The 19,872-nt window shown below is 56.1% G+C and carries 20 protein-coding genes; 3 read left to right on the top strand and 17 right to left on the bottom strand.

What is annotated here, in order from left to right; genetic code table 11:
* From BFP70_RS10245 to BFP70_RS10295, 11 genes are all read right to left on the bottom strand, one after another.
* Window positions 1–565, bottom strand: a 565-nt coding sequence (locus tag BFP70_RS10245; protein WP_255356667.1) for a PfkB family carbohydrate kinase, incomplete at its 3' end; no start/stop codon positions are given.
* Between the two features lie 3 nt (window positions 566–568).
* Window positions 569–1,498 carry a TIM barrel protein gene (locus BFP70_RS10250; RefSeq protein WP_066011490.1) on the bottom strand — a complete coding sequence of 310 codons (930 nt, stop codon included), beginning with the start codon at window positions 1,496–1,498 and terminating at the stop codon, window positions 569–571.
* Window positions 1,498–1,797, bottom strand: a complete 300-nt coding sequence (locus BFP70_RS10255) for a putative quinol monooxygenase (protein WP_066011491.1) — start codon at window positions 1,795–1,797, stop codon at window positions 1,498–1,500. The genes BFP70_RS10250 and BFP70_RS10255 overlap by 1 nt, the downstream gene beginning before the upstream one ends.
* 18 nt (window positions 1,798–1,815) lie before the next feature.
* On the bottom strand, window positions 1,816–2,757 hold the full coding sequence (locus BFP70_RS10260) for a sugar phosphate isomerase/epimerase (protein ID WP_066011492.1): 942 nt from the start codon (window positions 2,755–2,757) through the stop codon (window positions 1,816–1,818).
* A gap of 26 nt (window positions 2,758–2,783) precedes the next feature.
* On the bottom strand, window positions 2,784–3,956 hold the full coding sequence (locus BFP70_RS10265; protein ID WP_066011493.1) for a Gfo/Idh/MocA family protein: 1,173 nt from the start codon (window positions 3,954–3,956) through the stop codon (window positions 2,784–2,786).
* A gap of 42 nt (window positions 3,957–3,998) precedes the next feature.
* Window positions 3,999–5,000 (bottom strand): Gfo/Idh/MocA family oxidoreductase, encoded by a 1,002-nt coding sequence (locus BFP70_RS10270; RefSeq protein WP_066011494.1) that lies wholly within the window; start codon window positions 4,998–5,000, stop codon window positions 3,999–4,001.
* Complete coding sequence (locus BFP70_RS10275) at window positions 5,000–5,908, bottom strand: sugar phosphate isomerase/epimerase family protein (RefSeq protein ID WP_066011495.1); 909 nt, start codon at window positions 5,906–5,908, stop codon at window positions 5,000–5,002. The genes BFP70_RS10270 and BFP70_RS10275 overlap by 1 nt, the downstream gene beginning before the upstream one ends.
* 81 nt (window positions 5,909–5,989) lie before the next feature.
* Complete coding sequence (locus tag BFP70_RS10280) at window positions 5,990–6,802, bottom strand: ATP-binding cassette domain-containing protein (RefSeq protein ID WP_066011496.1); 813 nt, start codon at window positions 6,800–6,802, stop codon at window positions 5,990–5,992.
* 8 nt (window positions 6,803–6,810) lie between these two features.
* Window positions 6,811–7,803 (bottom strand): ABC transporter permease, encoded by a 993-nt coding sequence (locus BFP70_RS10285; protein ID WP_066011497.1) that lies wholly within the window; start codon window positions 7,801–7,803, stop codon window positions 6,811–6,813.
* A gap of 11 nt (window positions 7,804–7,814) precedes the next feature.
* The gene (locus tag BFP70_RS10290) at window positions 7,815–8,855 is read right to left on the bottom strand and encodes an ABC transporter permease (RefSeq protein WP_083217443.1); all 1,041 of its coding nucleotides are present in this window, start codon (window positions 8,853–8,855) and stop codon (window positions 7,815–7,817) included.
* Between the two features lie 109 nt (window positions 8,856–8,964).
* Window positions 8,965–9,939 (bottom strand): substrate-binding domain-containing protein, encoded by a 975-nt coding sequence (locus BFP70_RS10295; RefSeq protein WP_066011498.1) that lies wholly within the window; start codon window positions 9,937–9,939, stop codon window positions 8,965–8,967.
* Window positions 9,940–10,094: 155 nt separating this feature from the next.
* Here BFP70_RS10295 and BFP70_RS10300 point away from each other — a divergent pair, with 155 nt between their 5' ends.
* Complete coding sequence (locus tag BFP70_RS10300; protein ID WP_176715545.1) at window positions 10,095–11,129, top strand: LacI family DNA-binding transcriptional regulator; 1,035 nt, start codon at window positions 10,095–10,097, stop codon at window positions 11,127–11,129.
* Between the two features lie 129 nt (window positions 11,130–11,258).
* Here BFP70_RS10300 and BFP70_RS10305 read toward each other — a convergent pair whose 3' ends face one another.
* From BFP70_RS10305 to BFP70_RS10325, 5 genes are all read right to left on the bottom strand, one after another.
* Window positions 11,259–12,308 carry an ABC transporter ATP-binding protein gene (locus BFP70_RS10305; RefSeq protein ID WP_066011500.1) on the bottom strand — a complete coding sequence of 350 codons (1,050 nt, stop codon included), beginning with the start codon at window positions 12,306–12,308 and terminating at the stop codon, window positions 11,259–11,261.
* The gene (locus BFP70_RS10310; RefSeq protein ID WP_066011501.1) at window positions 12,308–13,360 is read right to left on the bottom strand and encodes an NAD(P)-dependent alcohol dehydrogenase; all 1,053 of its coding nucleotides are present in this window, start codon (window positions 13,358–13,360) and stop codon (window positions 12,308–12,310) included. Before BFP70_RS10310 ends, BFP70_RS10305 begins: the two co-directional genes overlap by 1 nt.
* Window positions 13,361–13,364: 4 nt before the next feature.
* Window positions 13,365–14,183: a carbohydrate ABC transporter permease gene (locus BFP70_RS10315; protein ID WP_066011502.1), complete on the bottom strand. Its 819-nt coding sequence runs from the start codon at window positions 14,181–14,183 to the stop codon at window positions 13,365–13,367.
* Window positions 14,180–15,043 carry a carbohydrate ABC transporter permease gene (locus BFP70_RS10320; protein ID WP_066011503.1) on the bottom strand — a complete coding sequence of 288 codons (864 nt, stop codon included), beginning with the start codon at window positions 15,041–15,043 and terminating at the stop codon, window positions 14,180–14,182. The genes BFP70_RS10315 and BFP70_RS10320 overlap by 4 nt, the downstream gene beginning before the upstream one ends.
* 74 nt (window positions 15,044–15,117) lie before the next feature.
* Complete coding sequence (locus tag BFP70_RS10325; RefSeq protein WP_066011504.1) at window positions 15,118–16,365, bottom strand: extracellular solute-binding protein; 1,248 nt, start codon at window positions 16,363–16,365, stop codon at window positions 15,118–15,120.
* A gap of 142 nt (window positions 16,366–16,507) precedes the next feature.
* Between BFP70_RS10325 and BFP70_RS10330 the strand changes: the two genes are divergently transcribed.
* A complete protein-coding gene (locus BFP70_RS10330; protein WP_083217444.1) occupies window positions 16,508–17,476 on the top strand; it encodes an AraC family transcriptional regulator in 969 nt (322 codons plus the stop codon).
* Window positions 17,477–17,580: 104 nt separating this feature from the next.
* On the top strand, window positions 17,581–18,165 hold the full coding sequence (locus BFP70_RS10335; protein WP_176715546.1) for a hypothetical protein: 585 nt from the start codon (window positions 17,581–17,583) through the stop codon (window positions 18,163–18,165).
* 120 nt (window positions 18,166–18,285) lie between these two features.
* Here BFP70_RS10335 and BFP70_RS10340 read toward each other — a convergent pair whose 3' ends face one another.
* Entirely contained in the window at window positions 18,286–19,860 is a 1,575-nt protein-coding gene (locus tag BFP70_RS10340) for a tannase/feruloyl esterase family alpha/beta hydrolase (protein ID WP_066011506.1), read from the bottom strand.
* Between the last annotated feature and the right edge of the window lie 12 nt (window positions 19,861–19,872).

Raw genomic sequence — 19,872 nt, forward strand, 5'->3', positions numbered from 1 at the left:
CAACAAAACGGCTTTCGCCATCACCATGACCCGCAACACCCCAAAGATTGGGCCGGTAATCAATGTCCAACGCTGTGCGCGCACCGTGTTTGCGCGCAAGCTCCAACGCGCAAAGCACCGCAGCCTCCGTGCGCGGATGGCTCAAATGCGTCCCCGTGGCCACAACTGCGCGGGTCCGTGCGATGAAATCCTCGGCGATATCCTGTTCGCATAGCGCCATATCCGCGCAATCCTCGCGGTAAAAAATCAGCGGGAACTGTTCTTCATCACGAATGCCCAAAATCACCAACGCGGTCAAACGGTCAGGATCGGTCTTGACCCCCTCTACCGACACACCTTCACGCGCCAGTTGCTCAAGGATGAACCGGCCCATATGTTCGTCACCCACGCGGGTGATCAGCCCGGTTTTCAACCCCAGCCGAGAGGTACCGCAAGCGATATTGGTCGGACTGCCACCGATGTATTTCTCAAAGCTGCCCATGTCCTCCAATCGGCCGCCGATTTGCGCCCCATATAAATCAACACCTGCGCGCCCAATGGTGATTACGTCCAAATCCTTGGTCATAGTTCAAAAGCCTGTCTTCTGGAGAAAGCTGCGCGACGCGGCAAGGTCATCCAAAATGGAGGTCACATTGCGCGGGTCGCGTTCTTGCTCGATGGTGATATAGCCGCCATAGCCCTTATCAAAGAGCACATCGCGGATCGCGGCATAGTCGATATTTCCCTGTCCAATTGGACACATGACACCCTTTGCACAGGCATCAAAAAAGCGGATACGCATAGCCATGACCTGATCATAAACGATTGGGTCAATATCCTTGAAATGGATGTAATCCACGCGGTCCCAATAGCGCGTCAATGTGGCTACGGGATCCATGCCCGAATAGGCCAAATGGCCCGTATCCAAACACAAGCCCGCCAGATCGTGTGCGATATCGCCGGCCAACTGTGCCAGCTCATCTGCAAATTCAATATAGCCGCCGGCATGCGGATGGATCACCGCACGCACCCCATAATCATCGCGTGCGACTTGCGCAATTTGGCGGATGTTTTCCATCATTCCCGCCCAATCATCACGCAACAATCGCACGGCCAACTCACTGTGGCCGGCACTGTAATCGCGGATATCATGTCCCCAATCCATCACAGTCAGATAGGGCGCGTCAAAGCGCTGGCCGGAATGGCTGGCCGGTTTGGGCAACGCGGTGATAAAGGCACAGATATCATGGGTTTGCGATACCAGCGCCTGGCGATTTTCGCGCGACACAAGATCATCAAAAATAGTGCCTGCCACAATCGACAGCCCGCGCTGCGCCAAGCTATCCGACACCCGGGCAACATCAAGCGGGACATAGCCATATGGCCCCAGCTCCAGCCCGCCGAATCCTGCGGCAGCGGCATCGTCAAACACCGCCTCCCATGCGGGCAGATGTGGGTTGGTGATATCATCCACGCCCCAACAGCATGGCGCGGATGTGATAGTGATGGGACCGGGCATTAATTTGTATCCTTCGGCGCCGACAAATTGACCGTTTCAAAACATAAACCGGTGTGAAACCTTTCGTGGAACTCAATGAATTCAATGGTATGTGCTTCGCGCATATGGGCGTCATGTGCCGCCTCGTCGGTCCATGTTTCAATGAAGACGAGGCGGTCTGGATTGTCGGTGCAGATGTAGAAATCATAACCAAGGCAGCCGGGCTCGGCGCGGGTGGCAAGCTGCGCTTGCGGTGCCCGCGCAAGGATGATGTCGCGCATGCCCGGCTGTAAGTCGATGGTAATGATGAATTTATACATCTGAACCTGTCCTTCTTCTCAGCGTATGATCGTTGCTTGCAGCGCGTCGATGGAAGACTGAATTCCCGCGTTGGTGGACATGGTGAAATCCTCCATCTCCAAAGACACCCAACCGTTGTAGCCAGTCATTCTCACGACCGAGAAAAACTCTTTCCACCATTGCAGATCACGCCCTGCCCCGACCGCGACGTAATTCCACGCGCGGTTGGCAACATCGGTCACGTCTTTGGTTTCCAGCAACCCGTTGACATCGCACAGGCCGCGTTCGATCCGCGTGTCTTTTCCGTGGCAATGGTGGATCGCTGACCCCAATGCCCGCGCCGAGGCAATCGGGTCCGCGCCCATCCACATCAGATGCGACGGATCGAGGTTCATCCCGACCATATCACCGACCTCATTGCGCAATCGGAACAGGGTTTCAGGGTTCCACACCAACATCGCGGAGAAATTTTCCAGCGCGTAGCGTTTGATCCCGGCGGATTTGCCAAATTCAACCAGCTCATTCCACAACGGGAAAGCACGGTCCTCCCATTGATATCGGTCGCGCTCTGGCATCTCATCTGGCCAGCTTTTGGTATAGACTAACCAGTTGGGCACGCTGTCGCCGGGGGCGGCTTCGGGCAGGCCCGACATGGTGACGATGGTCTCGACGCCGATCTCACCTGCAAGAAGGATGGTGTCTTTCATCTCGGTCAGATGGCGGGTGCCCATCGCGCCCGGATCCAGCGGGTTGGCCGAACAATTCAGCGCTGCAATGCTAAGGCCCCTAGCTTCGATTTCTTTCAGCTTTTGGGCTAAAAGCGCCTTATCTGCCAACAGTTCATCCGCGCGGAAATGCGGGCCCGATGACCAACCACCGCCGGTCATCTCGATGCCCTCGACGCCCAGCTTGACGCATTTATCCAACATATCCGTGAAGGACAGATCGGCCATCACATCGGTGCAAATTGAAAGTTTCATGTCTCTGTACTCCTCGAAAGAGACGGTTATTTGTAATCGACCCAGGCCGCACCCGCATCGGCCGAGCGGACGCAGTTTTCCAACCAGCGCACGCCTTCTGTGCCGGCCTCAATCCCGGGGTAATGATGGCTGGCCAAAAAGGCGTCATCGTCGCGCATTCGGGCATCAATGGCCTGCGCGATCCACAGGTAGATATTGGCCCAGCTGTCGCCCAGACCTTCGGTATGCAGCGCGCCCATGCGGTCCACCGCCAGACTCTCGTCTTCCAGATAAGACATGCCGTGATGCAAGATACGATTGGGTTCGCCCTGCACTTCATAGAGCAGCTGATCGGGATGGCTGTCCGACCATTCGACCGATGCCTTTGAACCGATAAAGCGGTAGCGTTGCGATCCCATATTTCCGGCATTGACCGAAGACGACCATAGCCGCCCCCGTGCACCATTGTCGTAATGCATCAAGACAGTGGCATGATCTTCCAGCGGCGCACGCGTGGGAATAAAGGCTTTGCGGTCACACAGAAGACGTTCGACCTTGATATGGGGCAACACCACTTCGGAAAGGTAATATAAATGTGTGCCTATATCTCCCAAAACAAAGGTGGATCCCGCGGTCGCAGGGTTGGTGCGCCATTTGACGGCATCGCCTGCGTTGGTGTCGTCACCCGCATTGAACCCATGGGTATATTGCATGTCGATGATGCGGATATCGCCCAGCAATCCCTTGGCCACCATCGCCGCCATCTGATGCACCAATGGATGGCCGGTGAAGCCGTAGGTCACGCCCACAATCAAACCGTTTTTCGAGGCAAGATCACGAATTTCATCACATTCCGCGACAGTAAAGAACAGCGGTTTCTCGCAGATCACATGGATCCCCGCCTGCAACAACGCTTTGGTGATTTCAAAATGGGTGAAATTTGGGGTGGCGACCGAGACAACATCAACCTTGTCTTCGCGATCTGCCTCGCCAGCGATGAGGTCTTGATAGGTCGCATAGCAGCGATCCGATGCCACGCCCAAATTCGTGCCAAATTCGCGACCGCGCTGCGCATCCAGATCGAACGCACCGGCCACCAACTGATAGGTGCCATCGCGCAATGCACCCGTTCGGTGCTTATAGCCAACTTGACCGGTCCGGCCACCGCCGACCATGCCCCAGCGTAGAGGGCGCATAAGTGTTCGTTCGCCGTTTATCATGGCGGTCTCCTGTGCAGGCTTATGTGAATGATGTTGGTTAGTTCAGGCGTAGATGTCTGGTTTGTCACGCATATGGATGGGTTCACGCGCGCCGCTGGTGACAGCGCGCAAAGCCGCATCGCCCACCAGTGTCGCGGCATAACCATCCCATGTGGACGGGCCGGTCGCCCCGCCTTTTTGGGCCGCGATTATCCATTCGCGGAACTCTTGATCATAGGCATCGATGAAACGATCGCGCCAATCACGCGGTATCGCCTGGCGTATGCCAAATTGATCGGAGATCACCGTGGCTGGGCGATTGGGCAGCGCCGCTATTCCCTGTTCACAGCTGACTTCGCCGCGAATGTCATAGCCATAGGCGATATTCACCGAAATCTCGACATCAACAATTGCGCCAGAGCCCATATACAACATCACCATGACCGGGTCGCGCAGATCTTGTCCGCGCGACGAACGGCGCGGTGTGCGGACCTCCACTGCGGAGATTTCATCATCCAGCAACCAGCGCGAAATATCGGCATCATGCACCAATGTGTCATTAAGCGGCATGTCAGAGGTATAAAGCCCCGCCGGGACCGAGACATTGCGATGCACCGATTTATACATCAGCGGCGTGCCCAGTGTGCCACCGTCAATCACCGCCTTCAAACTGCGATAATCTGCATCGAAGCGGCGCATGAAACCCACTTGTACAAGACGGCGGCCAAAGGCGGCTTCGGCATCAATGACGCGCAGCGCAGCCTGTTCCGATGTCACCAAGGGTTTTTCACAAAACACCGGCTTGCCTGCGGCGATACAGTCCAGCAATTGCTCCTCATGGGCTGGACCCCAAGAACAAATCACGACCGCCTCTACATCATCTGCGCGGATCAGCTCTTGTGGTGTGTTCGTCGCCCGCGCCCCGGCAGGCGCCGCAGCAGCAGCGCGTACGGCATCAATATCAGTCACCGCTGTGATCTGGGCGCCTGACAACACCTGCGTCAGACGGCGGATATGGTCCTGGCCGATCATGCCGGTGCCAATTACACCAATTTTCAGGGCCATCATGCGCCCCCTGACATGGAATATTTCGCAAGATAGCGTTTTGTCTCAGCCAGCATAAAACGGGCACTGTCTTCGGCGCGGTCTTCCCATGCAAACACACAGTTCGACAGCACGCCATCGAATTTCATATCTGCCAAAGTCGAGAAAAACAGATCCCAGTCAATTTCACCTTGACCGTAATCTAGATGCTGATGCACGCGAACTTTACTTTCGGGCGGGTTCACGATGTAACGCAGCTCAGACGATTTGTTGTGGTCATAGGTGTCGGCCAGGCGCACATGTTCCAGATAGCCTGCGGTGGAACGCAGATTGGCCACCATATCAGGACCGTAGAAGAACGTATGTGGCGCTATGAACGACGCCCGAACCAATGGTGAGTTGATGGTTTTGATGATGTCGATGGCTGGTGCGATTTCTTCTACCCAATCTTCAGGATGCGCCTCCAAAGACAGTTTGATCCCTTCGCGTTCCAACAAGGGAACAAGAATATCCATTGCCCGGAAAAACTGGCCTTCACAGGTTTCGGGCCGATGCAAACCGGACCGGTCATTCAGGCTGCGATTGGGCGATCCACCACGGCCGAATTCGGACACGAACAACGGGCATTCCAGCTCTACCGCCAGTTCAATCGCGCGTTTCCAATTCTCAATAGCGACATCCCATTCGTCTTGATAGGGGCTGGACCACCGATACATCGGTTGGATTGATGCAAGACCTACATTGTTGTCACGTAATGCTTTCTTAAAGCTTTGAATGCGCTCCGGATACATTTTCGGGCGGGTCCACCACGAAAAGAAATCCGGTCGCGGTGACATTTCAACATAGTCATAGCCCAGCTCCGCAACCTTGCGAACGGTCTCTTCCAGCGACAGATGCCGGATCATATGCGGGTCTAAAGTATGCTTCATGGTCTTCACTTTCGCTGCAATAGAGTTGGATGGCGTCCGCCTTGGAGGAGTTCGAAGGGAGGGGCGAACGCCAGAGCGCGCTTAGGCAAGCGATGCGGCCGCGGCGCTCTGATTTGAGGATGGCTCCATATGGTCATCCAGATCGGCCAACGCCTCTCCGCCCGCCATCAGATCCGTGATTTCTTCGCGCGAACGTTCGCCGCGCATGAAATTGGCGGCCAAAGCGCCACGGATCAGCACGGCGAAATGATCGCCTACCGCCATCGCATGCGTGACCTGGTGGGTGATAAAGATCACGGCGATGCCGCGCTTTTTCGCCTCCATGACAATGCGCAGCACATGGCTGGCCTGCTTGACGCCTAAAGCGGCAGTGGGTTCGTCCAAAATCAAGACCCGCGCCCCGAAATGCACCGCCCGCGCGATGGCCAATGCCTGGCGTTCGCCGCCCGACAATCCACCAATCAGGCGGTCGCCATCATCAATCCGGGTGATGCCAAAGCTTTGAACCGCTTTCACCGCTGTTTCATTCGCAGTTTTGCGGTCGAATACTTTGAACGGACCAAATTTCTTCACGGGCTCCACGCCCACGAAAAAGCTGCGCCCAATCGACATCAACGGAAAGGTGCCGCCAAATTGGTGTACTGTGGCAATGCCGCGATCTGCTGCGTCTTTTGGCTTATCAAAGGTGATGGTCTCACCATCCATCTTAATAGTGCCAGAGCTTGGTTTATGCACCCCGGCCAGCGTCTTGATCAGCGTCGATTTGCCCGCGCCATTATCACCCAGCAGGCACAGAACTTCGCCTGCTTTCACACTCAGGGAAATGTCATGCAGAACATCAATCGGCCCAAAGGATTTGTTTACATTTTTAAGCTCAAGAACAGGGTGAACCATAGCAGTTCTCACTTCTTACTGGGGCTGTAGGACAGCGCGAATTTGCGGAAGGAATTGTTGATCAAAACGGCCAGCAACAGCATTACGCCGATGATCAGCGACGACCAATTACGGTCGATATCGGTGAAATAGATGCCCTGATTGACCACTGCGAAGGTAATGGTGCCCAAGAACACCCCAACGACCGAGCCAAACCCACCCGTCAACAGAACCCCACCAACAACCACCGACACCACGGCGTTAAAGATGTAATTCATACCACCCGACACTTGGGCAGAGTTGAATAAGATTGCGCCGCACATTCCCACAAAGGCAGAAGATGTGGATGACAGCACGAATAAGGTGATCGTCATCTTTTCCACCGGGATACCCGCATTTCGCGCGCTTTCGGTATCGCCCCCCATCGCAAACAGCCAATTCCCGACTGGTGTGTGATGGATAAAGAAACAATACACCGCAGCCAGACCCAGCCACCAGATGATCACGATCTGATAGGATCCGCCGATCAAGATACCAAATGTCGCCTTCGCCCAATCCGGAGCCTCCAACGGCACAGAGGCATTACCGGTCAACAAGACCGAGGCAGACAGAATGATCCCCTGCATCGCCACCAGCGTGGCCAGTGTGATAATCAACGACGGGACAGAGGTTCTGACTGTCAGCAGCCCGTTGATCAAGCCAATCACGACCCCCAACCCCAAAGTCGCAATGATCCCCACTGAAATGGGCAACCCGTAATGGCCCGACACAATCGCAACCGTCATAGAGCCTGCCGGGATCATCGCCCCAATAGAGATGTCCAGTTCACCCGAAATCATCAACAGCCCAACCGGGATAGCGACAATACCAAGGTTGGCCGCAAAGTTGACCCAAGACGCCGCGCCAAGAAACCGGTCGATCTGAACTCCGCCAAAGATCACAAAGAAGGCCGCCACAATCAAAAGGCTTATAACAGCGCCCGCTTCGGGCCGACGTAGGAAGTTCCCCAAAAAGTTGTTCATCGCCGTGCTCCTTAGGATTTTTTCTTGCTGGAGTATGAGAGCGCGAGCTGGCGGAACGTGTCATTCATCAACACCGCGATCAACAACAGCGCGCCAATGATGACAGAGCCTAAATTCGCGTCAAAACTGGTGAAATAGATCCCTTGGTTCACCATCGAAAAGGTGATGGTGCCCAAAACGATTCCTAGAACAGATCCAAAGCCGCCCGTCAGCAGCACGCCGCCAATCACCACACACATGATAGAGTTGAAGATAAACGCCTGACCACCTGCAACCTGTGCGCTTTGATAGACCATCGCTTGACTGACGCCGACAAAGGCCGCCGAAAATCCGGACATCATAAACAGGCCGATGGTCAGTTTCTCGGTCGGAATACCTGCATTGCGCGCTGAAATGCGATCTCCGCCAAGCGCATAGATCCAATTCCCGATGGGCGAGACATGCAGGATATACGCAACCACCACGATGAACCCCAACCACCAAAAGATCGTGACCGCGAACATCCCACCAACGAATTGGCCCAGAATGGATTTGTAAAAGGCATCTGGCACGATATTGGCCGAAGTCGACCCGGTCAGCAGAACCGACAGGCCCAACGTCAGCCCCATCACCGCAAACATCATCCCGATAGAAACGATTAGCGATGGCACACCGGTGCGATTTACCAAAAACCCGTTCACTAACCCCACTGTGAGGCCAAAGACCAGCGCGGCACCAATGCCTACGATCTCGGGCAAGCCGTGATAGCCTGAGATCACAGCTACGATCAGCGATGCAGCAGGGATCACAGACCCGATAGACAGGTCCAGCTCGCCCGCGATCATCAGCAATCCGATAGGCAATGCAACGATACCGATTTCGGCCGCGACATTAAGCCAGCTTGCAAAGCCAGCGGGTTGAACGAAGATATTTGACGCCACCGCAGAGAAAAAGACAAATACGGCAAGCATCCCTAATAAAGAGCCTGCTTCAGGACGCCGGATCAAACGCCCGATCGCGCTTGACGCAGACTTCTTGGTTTCATCCGGTAAAGATTGCGTGACAGAGGTCATTTTGGTCCTCGAAATTCAAAGAATTTGCGCGCTCGGACGGCGCCCCAGGCCTGTGCCTAGGGCAGTTGGCCCATCACAGGCCAAAGGATCCGTCATAAATCGCGTTTGCTTAGCGGGTGCCGGCTTTCACGCCTGCAATCGTCGCATCGACATTGCTGCTGTCGATCACACCAGGACCGGTGAGAATTTCGCGCGTGGGAACGGTCAGGCCAAAATTCGCATTGGCGTTCAGGATTGATACGGCAAGATAGCCCATGTGATAGCCCTGCTGGTCAATTGCGCAGGCCATATTGCCGTCTTTGATCTGTGCCAGAATGGTTTCGTCGAAATTCATCCCACAGACCAAGACCTGGCCGGATTTTCCCGATTGCTGCACACCCGAAATTGCCGAATTGGAATCGACATTACCGACGGTGAACACCGCATCAATCTGCGGGTTTTGCAGCAGATGCGCCCGAACCGCCTGTGCCACAGCCGTAGCGGACCCGAATGAAGTCGCAGGCAATGGCAAAACCCCGCCCTCTCCACCGCCATCTGTCATGCCTTGCACAAAGCCTGCACAGAAATTCTCGACATTGGCAGCACCGGGAATGGTGTTAATGCACACGCCATTGGACTTGCCGTTTTTCGTCATATAGGCACCGGCGGACTCGCCAGATCCAAATTCATTCGCCCCGACATAGTTCATCGCGCCCAAACGGTCGGCCGCTTCCAAACCACCGGCGTTGTAGATGACCAGCGGGATGCCCGCGGCCGTCACGGCCTCGAACGCGGGATCCATCGCTTCTGGAACCCAATTTGGACCAACGATCCCATCTGCGCCCTGATCAATGGCCTGACGGATCAGCTCTGCTGCATCCACGCCAAGATTGTCATAGTTTTGCGGTCCCAGCCAAGTGACCGACCCGCCCTGCGCCTCGGCAACCATACCCGCGTCTTCGGCGCCGCGTTTCACGATAGACCAGAACGGATCATCGGGCTTGCCGCCGATCACGAAGATATCGGCTGCCATGACAGCAGTTGCGGTAAATGCGGCCACGATGGCCGTCGACGTAAACGCCGCGAAACGGCTTACATTTTTCATATTTGATGCTCCCTGGCCTGTCTCCCGTGCAGGCCCCTTGTGAGGAAAGGGGTAAGCGAGCTTGCTAGATAATGAAATACATCTTGCGATTTTCTGCGTTATTTGTATCATTTTATATCATTCATTATGAGATTAACCTAGGCAGGAGACCTATGATGAAACGCCCGACAATCACCGATCTTGCGCGCGAATCCGGGGTTTCCACTTCCACCGTGAACCGGATCTTATCGGGGGCAGGAACGGTAAAAGGCACCACCGCCCAACGCGTCCACGCAGCCGCAGAACGGATCGGATTTTATGGTCTGGGTGCGATCGAAGATCAGATCCGAAAATCGGCCCCCCATTACAGGTTTGGTTTTTTGCTGCAGCAATCAACGCGTGAACTGTATCAAATGTTTGCCCGCGAAATTCGACAAGCCTGCCGTTTGCGGCCTTTGGATGTTGTCGATCCGCTTGTGGATTTTGTAGATCTTCTTACGCCCGAGAATTTCTCCAACAGGCTGTATTCTTTGGGACAGCACTGCGATGCTGTTGCGATCATCGCCCCCGATCATCCGCAAATCAGCCAAACGATCCGCGCCCTGAATGAGATTGGCAAACCCGTCATCACCTATATCACGGATCAGTCGGCGCCAGAACGTGCCGCCTTTGTGGGCACAGACAATTGGCGCGTGGGACGAACCGCTGCATGGTTCATTCATAACATGTCACCCGTGCCGGGAAAGCTTGTCATATTTCAGGGCAACCCGCGGTATCAATGTCAGGATGTGGCGGATGCCAGCTTTCGATCCTATTTCCGCGAGATTGCTCCGGAATTTATGATTGAAGAAAGCCAGACCACCCATGAAGAGCCGCTGCAAGCGTATGAAATCACGCGTGATCTTTTGAAATCCTCTGAGGATCTTGTTGGGATTTTTATCGTGGGCGGCGGTATCTCTGGCGTCTTGCGGGCGATACGTGAAATCCCGCAAACCCGGCAAAGTCAAATCCGGCTGGTATGTCGCGACATCGGCCCTGAAACCCGCAAGGGCCTGTCAGAGGGGCTGATCACCGCCGCACTATGCCACCCGCTAAAGGCAACACCAGAAGCCTTGGTTCAGACGATGATTGACGCCGTTGAACAAAAGGGGCGCGCCACCACTGTGCAATGCACTGTGCCCTTTGACATTGTCACACCCGAGAGCATTTAGCAGCGCATCAATCTGATACGCCGCGCTATTGGCCATCCCTGCTTGGGTCGTCTTAGGCTGGCCGGGGACTGGCCCGGTTTGGGTCACCGTTCACCGCGCCAGCCCTGCTGCACCATCACCGCGCAGCGGTCACAGGCGTCGGCCCGTATCCGTATTGAAATAATGCAGCGATTGCGATGGAAAACGGATGAACAGGTTTTGCCCCTCGTGCAGTTTGCGCGCCGCAGGAATAGCCGCCATCAGCCCCTGCACGCCGCAGGTCAGTGCCACCAACCTGGTTTCACCGTGGAATTCATCACGCTCCACCACCGCCGGGATCGCATCATGCGCCGGCGCATCCAGAACCTCAACAGCGCCGGGGCGGATGCCCAATGTCACATGTCCCGTCACCCCTTCGGGCGCGGGCAGATCCAGCGTGCCATCACGCAGTCGCCCCTCTTGAACGGTGAAAGTGATAAAATTCATATTGGGTGTGCCAATGAACCCGGCGGCAAACAGCGTGGCCGGGCGGGAATAGATTTCCTCCGGTGTGCCCATCTGCTCAATCCGGCCTTGATACATCAACACGATCCGATCCGCCAGCGTCATCGCCTCCAGCTGATCATGGGTGACATAAATCGAAGTGCTTTTCAGTGTCTTATGCAAACGCGCAATTTCCACCCGTAAATGGCCGCGCAGCTTGGCATCAAGGTTCGATAATGGCTCATCGAATAAGAACACTTCGGGTGTTTTGATCATCGCCCGCGCGATGGCCACCCGCTGCTGCTGACCGCCCGACAATTCCGTCGGTTTGCGATCCAGATAAACATCCAAGCCCAGGCTTTCCACCACCGGGGCCAGACGTTTGGCGATCCGCTCTTTGCTGTCACCGGCGCGTTCCAGCGCAAAGGTGATATTCTGTCGCACGCTCATGTGCGGATAAAGCGCATAGTTTTGGAAAACCATCGCGATCCCGCGCTCTCCGGGATCATTGTCATTCACCCGCGTGCCACCGATCAGCAAATCGCCCCCGGTGATATCTTCCAGCCCGGCAATCATCCGTAGAAGGGTCGATTTTCCGCAGCCCGACGGGCCAAGAAATACAACGAATTCATGATCCGCTATCGACAGGTTGAAATCGCGAATAACCTCATGCGAGCCATAGCATTTGCGAAGACCTGAACATTCTACCGTTGCCATCACTCGGCCTCACTTTCCATATCCACCCGGATTTGCAGTTTCACATCCGTAGGGTGGGCTTGGGCTGCACGTTCAAACGCCGCGATGGACTTATCAAAGGGAAACGTGCCTGACAGCAGCGGCGTCAGATTCACCTTGCCCGCCGCAATCAAATCCAATGCCCGGTCAAACACATTGGCATAGCGAAACACCGTTTCCATCCGGCATTCGCGTGCCGTAGCCGCCGAAATGTCGATTTCGACCGGCGTGGGTGGCAGCCCGACAAAAACCACAGTGCCGCCCGGGCGCACAATATGAAACAGATCGCGCATTGCTGCCTGCGCCCCAGTGCATTCAAACACCACATCTGCGCCCCAGCCCCCGGTCAAGGTTGCAACCGGTTCTTGCAAGCTGGTGTCGCGGATATTGACACCCGTAATGCCGGGATAGGATTCCGCGATCCGCAGCTTATCGGCGGACAGATCTGAAATAAGCACCCGTGAACATCCGCCCGCAAGCGCCGCAAGCGCTGTCATTATACCAATGGTGCCTGCGCCGATGACCACCGCCGTATCGCCGGGTGCGATCCCTGCGCGTTTGGCCGCCTGCATGCCCACGGCAAAGGGTTCAACCATCGCACCTTGTGCGAATGACACGGTGTCGGGCAGACGGAAGGTAAATGCTGCTGGATGAACGGTTTCCGGGCATAGAACCCCGTGGATCGGCGGCGTAGCCCAAAACGTCACCGCCGGATCCACATTATACAGCCCCAACCGCGAGGCCCGCGAATTGGGATCGGGCACGCCCGGTTCCATACAGACCCGATCCCCGACCTTCAGCCCTGTCACATCTGAACCGATTTCAGTAATCGTGCCAGAGGCTTCGTGGCCAAGCACCATCGGCGCATCCACTGTAAAATCACCAATCCGCCCATGCGTGTAATAATGCACGTCAGAGCCGCAAATCCCCACCGTGTGCAAGCGAATGCGCACATCCCCGGGGCCAAGCGTGGACGGCAAATCGATATCGCGCAGGGACAGCTCGCCCTTACGCTCCAGAACAAGTGCTTTCATTAGGTCATTCCTGAGATGTTTTTGCGGAGAAGGCAGAGTTCAACCCTGCCCCAACAAGGGCCAAAAGGATCAACGGGGGCAGCGACAATAGCACCACGGCAGCATTCAAGATGCCCCAAGGCACGCTCATCCCCAGTTGGGACATTTCAGAGGCGATAATCGGCAGCGTTTTGGCTCGTGATGTGGTCAACATCATCGCCAGCAAAAACTCGTTCCACACCAAAATAAACGAAAACGCGATGGCTGATAACACCTGCAATTTGGCAACCGGCAAGGCGATGCGAAAGAAGGTGGCATAGGGACCCAAGCGGTCCACCCGCGCCGCTTCCTCAATTGCAAGGGGCACACGTTCAAACGCCGGGATCGACAGCCAAATGGTGATCGACACCGTGATCGTCATATAGGTGATAATCAGGGCCACACGCGAGTCATACAGCCCCAGCCCCAGCCAGATCACCATCATCGGGATGGCCACCGCAACGGGGGGCAAAAACCGCAATGACAGGGCAAAAAACTGCGCCTCTTGTGTGATGCGGTTTTTCACCCGCGCAATCACATAGGCCGCGGGCACACCCAATACCGCGCCCAGCACCACCGCCCAGCCACAGATCACCAGTGAATTGACCAGCGCCCGCGCAACAGACCGCCGATTGAGCACATACTCCATATTGTCCCACACCGGGGTAAAGATCAGTTTGGGCGTGCTGACCAACAGATCGGCATTGGTTTTGAACGCGTTCAACAGGGTCCATACCAGCGGCAGCACCACCAGCAGCGCCGCAATCACCAGAACCAGCCGCAACACGAATGTAACAGGTTTCATTGGTTCAGCCTTTTCCAGATTACGGTGAACATCACGACAGTCAGCACCAGCATCACCACCGCCATTCCAGAGGCATAGGAGATATTCCCGGCCTCGATAAACCCCTGAGAATAGGCATACATATCCAGGGTCTCGGTGGCCACGCCGGGGCCGCCACGGGTCATCACATAGACCAGATCGAAAGAGCGAAGCGATTCAATCGCCTTGACCAACAGCAGCGAAATCAGCGGCAGCTTTAGCATCGGCAACGTGATATAGGCATGAATTTCCCACCGTTTGGCGCGATCAATTCGCGCCGCCTCAAGCGGTTGCGGCGGTAAGGCCTCCAGCAATTTCAAGATGATCACCGCAAAGAACAGTCCCCATTGCCAGACATCCACAAACGCCACCGCAAACATCGCCCCCGCTGGCGAAGACAAGATGTCAGGCGTGTCGCCGGTGATTGCCCGCGCGGGCCATGTCACCGCGCCATAAAGTGGATGAAACGAGAATTTCCACACAAAAGCAGCACAGACGCGCGGCAGCAGCACCGGGATAATAAACAAGATGCTTAGCACTTTGCGCCAGCGCGGCGATGCGGCTTCAAACATCGCGATGGCCAATCCCATGCTGACAATCATGGTCGCAGATACCGTCAGAACTTCCCATTTCAACGACACCCAAAGCGCGTTCAAAAACCGGTCATCGCTGAACATCGCAAGGTAATTGGCGAACCAGATGTAATCCGCATCCGGCGCGCTAAGGGTTCTGTTTTGCAACGAGATATTGAACGCATAAAGCGTGGGAACGGCCGCAAGGATGATCAAGACCATCAGCGCGGGCCCCAGAAATACAACGGGAAGGCTTCGCCCGAGTCTCATAATCGTCTCCGTGAAGATATGCAGGGTAAGGGGGCGCGCTGGCGCACCCCCTCCCCAAGCGAGATGAGGATAAATCAGAAGCTGTTGGCGAGCTGCTCCAACTCATCAAGCGCGCCTTTGATATCGCTGCGCGACCCGGTGATCATCTCTTCCAGTTTGATGCCCCATGCATTGCCCAATTCCTGCCAATCAGGATCTTGCCAAAACAATACCTTGGTGCTGGCCCCGGTGTCGGCCATCGCCAGTGACAGGTTTTCGCCAAATGTCGCGACATATTCAGGACTTTCATATGTGCTTTTGCGCGTCAGCTCACCGGGTTGACCTGCGGCCAGACGGCGGGCTTCCTGCTCTTTCGATGTGGCCCAGGCGACGAACAGACCCGCACAGGCCTTTTCTTCCTCGGTCGGGTTGGCGCGGCTAGCAATGGCAAAACCATGCGCATAGCCCGATCCAGGCAGCGGCGTAGGCGGCGGGCTGAAGGCCACCGTATCAACCACCTGACTTTGCGTTGGGTCTTTGGACATTGCCCCCAAAGGCGCGGATTCGATGATCAACGCCACTTTGCCTGACCGGAACGCCCCGGTGGATTCATCAAATGACCCGGTCTGCGTGCCCGGTGCGGAATATTGGAACAGGTCCAGATATTCCTTTGTCGCCTGAACCGCCGCGTCAGAGTTGAACGCGAAATCACCGTTTTCATCGACCCATTCGCCACCATGCGCCGCAAACAGCGGCAACCAGCGCCAGACATTTGCGCCCGATCCACGCTGACCACGCAGCGCCACGCCATATACCCCGTTGTCAGGATCGTGCAGCGCCTTCACTGCGGTCTTGAACTCCTCCCAAGTTTTGGGCGGGGCAATACCTGCTGCATCCAACAGATCCGTGCGATACACCATCAAATCGCCACCGCCCTGAATTGGGGCGAACCATTGTTTTCCGTCATAAGAGGCAACGCTGCGCATGCCAGCGTCGAAATCGTCATAATCATAATCTTGCGGGTAATAATCGCCCAAAGGCACGATCCAGTCCGACGATGCAAACAGCGGCAGATTGGCCTCATCGACATAATAGACATCGAAACTGCCGACGGTCGACGCATCTGCCTGCGATTTGGCGCGGCGGTCATTTTCGTTCAGATATTCAATCTGAAAGCCCGCGCCGGACAGCTCTTCGAATTCATCCACATAATCTTCCAGTAATGTCAGACCATCGCGAGGCTGCGCCAGCACCCAAAGATCATCATTACAGATCGGTGCCGCGGCTGCGGATGTGGCAAAAACGGCCGCCAGACATGTGGCGGGGATCAAAGTAGGTTTCACGGTATTCTCCTCCCAAAGAACCAGGTCTCACCTGAATGTGAGGCCATAGACTGGCGAAGATTCGGTGCAGTTAATAGTTTCCTACTTGCTAAAAACTGATACTATTTTGGCAAAACATGGCCATCAAAGGGGGTATGATCGAATGAAATCATCGGATGATCGGTCGGAGAATGATCCCGGGTCGGCCCCATCGGACCCTGCGGCCGCGCTTTTGACCCGGCCGCCGCGCCCGACTGAAGCCACCCGCGAAAGCATCAACATCCCCGAACGTCGGTCCTATCTGATCCGACAAGATGATTATCCGCACCCGCTGTGCACATGGAATTACCACCCGGAATGGGAGATCCACTTCATCCCCCATGCGCGCGGATATACCTATGTCGGGGATCATATCGGCAGTTTTGAACCTGGCCATATTGCGCTTTGCGGCAGCAACTTACCGCACAATTGGGTCTCTCCGGGATTGGTCCAGCCCGGGCGTGATTACGTTTTGCAATTTGACGCGCCAAATTTAATGCAAAATGGGCATGGCGTGGCGGAATTGCGGTGCCTTGCCAAACTTGCGCCTTTGGCCGAACGCGGCATTGCGTTGACAGGACAGGCCGAGGCCCGCGCCGGCGCGTTGATGATCCAGTTGCTGACCAGCCCTCCGGCCATCGGTCTGGGGTTATTCGCGGAAATTTTGGACATATTTGCCCAGACCGATGAACGTCGCCTGTTGGCCAGCCCTGGTTTCGCCAGCGGCTATGCCCATCTTGCCCGTGGCCGCCATGCCAAGATTGACCGCGCGATCCAGCATATTCAGGCCAACCCCTCTGTATCGATGCAAGAGGCCGCGGATCTGGCGGGCGCAAACCCATCCACATTTTCGCGCAGCTTCAAGGCGCTGACCGGCACGACATTTTCAAGCTACCAACGCGCCATCCGCATCTCACGGGCGTGCACGATGCTTGCAGAGACACGCGATGCTGTAACCGATATCTGTTTTGAGTCGGGCTATACCAACCTGTCCAATTTCAACCGCGCCTTTTTGCAAGAAACCGGGATGACCCCGCGCGAATACCGCAAAGTGTCGAATATTCGCACCACGTCCCAGCTGCGTACTGACTGAGGCTGTGTCAACAATCACCGCTGGACGCGTCGCGCCTGCCGATATACCATCCCTGCTTACCCCCATAAAATGAAAGAAGGCCGTATATGCTTTGGGATATACAAATGCTGATGAGGCCGGCGCTTTCGGTGATTGATATGATCCCAAATGTGCATCGCACCCCTGCCCTGGCGGGGTTGCGCCGTGCCGTATTGGCGGGCCGGACCAAATCAGTGCGCCTGTCATCGGATGAGAAAGAGCTGGCCTTCTACGATGCCCCTGTTCAGCTGACATCGCCTATCGGGGCGCGCATGCTGTACGATCTGTATCAGGATGGGCGGCTAAAGTTAAAGAAAACACCGCAAAAATCCATCCCTGCGCTGGAGGCCTATATCGCAACCGAGGCAGAGTTCCGCACAAAGGTTGCTGACATCACCGCCGCCGATGCGGCACGCCAAAGCCGAGAGGCCGCGATCCTTGCCAACCCCGATTGCGCCCAACCGCACGAGCTGACATCGCGTTTGATTGATCGGGTCATGTCGCGCCATCTGGGTCACGGGGTATCAGGCCGGATGCAGATTGCTGGTCTGGACTGTCATCGCTTCTTGCGCATGGGGGCCGCACCAGAAGACGGCCGCAGCAGGGCAGAGGAAGAAACCCTGTGCTGGTGGTATGACGACCATGGGCAGTGCCACGGCACGCCACCCTGACAGTTGAATACCCGGCTTAGGGCTCCAGTTCGTGGACGATATAGTTTTCGGGGCGGAACGATGGTGCCCCCGCGCCACAGGCCCTTATTGGCCCGTGACAACCGGGGGCTGAAAATAGGCTTATTGGCCGCAATTAAAGCCTTTGCCATCCGCCGTGGGCTGCGCATAGGCCGGATAGGCACATAATGGCCGCGCCTCCGCCGCCGTGCCGCCCGGAACGGTCGCCGCGATCTGCTCTGGCACGACCCCATTTTCGACCCAATCCACCATCGGTGACAGCGCGTCAAAGCTGATCAACCCATCCCCGCCGCCGCAATGATGCATCCCCGGCACCAAAAACAGCCGCGAGAACGTGTCGGCGTTGGAATTGTCCTGCTGAAACTGTGCATACCATTTAAGGAAATGCGTGACCGAGAACGCTGGATCTGCGTTCCCGTGCCACCATAAAATCTTGCCACCGTGATCGTGGAATGGCTGATAATCGGTCGCGGTGGCGGCGAAAACCGGCGCGTTCTCCATCAAGAATTCGCGGTCGTCGATATCAAACTCCATCGCGTTGAAATCGGGCCGTGGCGGGGTCGCGCCAACCGTGCGCATCCACCCCTGTGAAAAGCTGAAACCACGCGCATTGGGCGAAGCGGTTGTAGAAGATCCCAACATCCATGCCCGCATCCCCGACGCACCCGCCATATCGGCAAGCGGCCAGCCAGTGTAAAGCACTTCGCCAGTGCTGTCTGTTGGCCCGGTTTGGATCATCTGTAGGGCCGTCACCTGCTGTGGGCTTAGGCACTGCGCCGTTTTTTGCTCGGTGCATTGTAAAACGCTGGGATCAAACCTGCAGTGCGTGGGACGAAAAACATGTCCATCACGCGCCCCATCGTCACCGTCACAGGCGGAAATGGCCGCCTGTGATACAAGATCAAGATCAGCATCCGAAAACGCCTGCGCAGCGACCGGCACGCCATCTGCCCCAACAGGCGCGGCCTGCATCAAGGCCCGTGTGTTCCAATTCCACGCGATGATTGAGTTGGTCAGATCAAAAGCGGGCGCGCCAGAGATGATGCCGTCAAAGGCCTCGGGCGTGCGCACCGCAGCCACCATGCCCTGACGCCCACCGTTCGAGCAGCCAAAGAAATAAGAATGCTGTGGCTTTTGCCCATAGTATCTTGAAATCAATGCTTTGGCGCGTTGAGTGACCAAGGTAACGGAATTATAGCCGTTGTCGGACCGCGCCTTCATATCAATGCCAAACCAACCATCTGTCGCGCTGTCACCAGTGTGACCAGCATCGGTGTTGACCACCGCAAACCCACGCCCCAGCGCGGTGTCTTCAGGGTTGGTGCGGTCGATCACCCCGACAGAGGGATCGACACTGCCGTCCCAGCCACCACCGCCCTGAAACAAGAATTGCCCCGACCACTCATGCGGCAAGCGCAGTTCAAATCCGGTGCCGAACACGCGGCCTTGGGCGCCCACGCGCGGCTCAATCACACCTTGGATCATGCAATAAGCGGGCAAGCCATCGGCAGCGGGCATTTCCTGCGCACGACTGATAATCGTATCAAAATTGGCAACCCCGGCCAAAGCGGCACAGGCGGTTGTTTCGTTGTCTTGGGCTAAAGCGGCGGTGGCAAATGTCGTGCCAAACAGGATCGGCAAAGCCGCCCACCGATGGCGGGGTGTAAAGAAAGTCATCATATCCTCCTT

This window comes from Thioclava sp. SK-1, assembly GCF_001705665.1.
In the GTDB taxonomy this organism is placed as follows: domain Bacteria; phylum Pseudomonadota; class Alphaproteobacteria; order Rhodobacterales; family Rhodobacteraceae; genus Thioclava.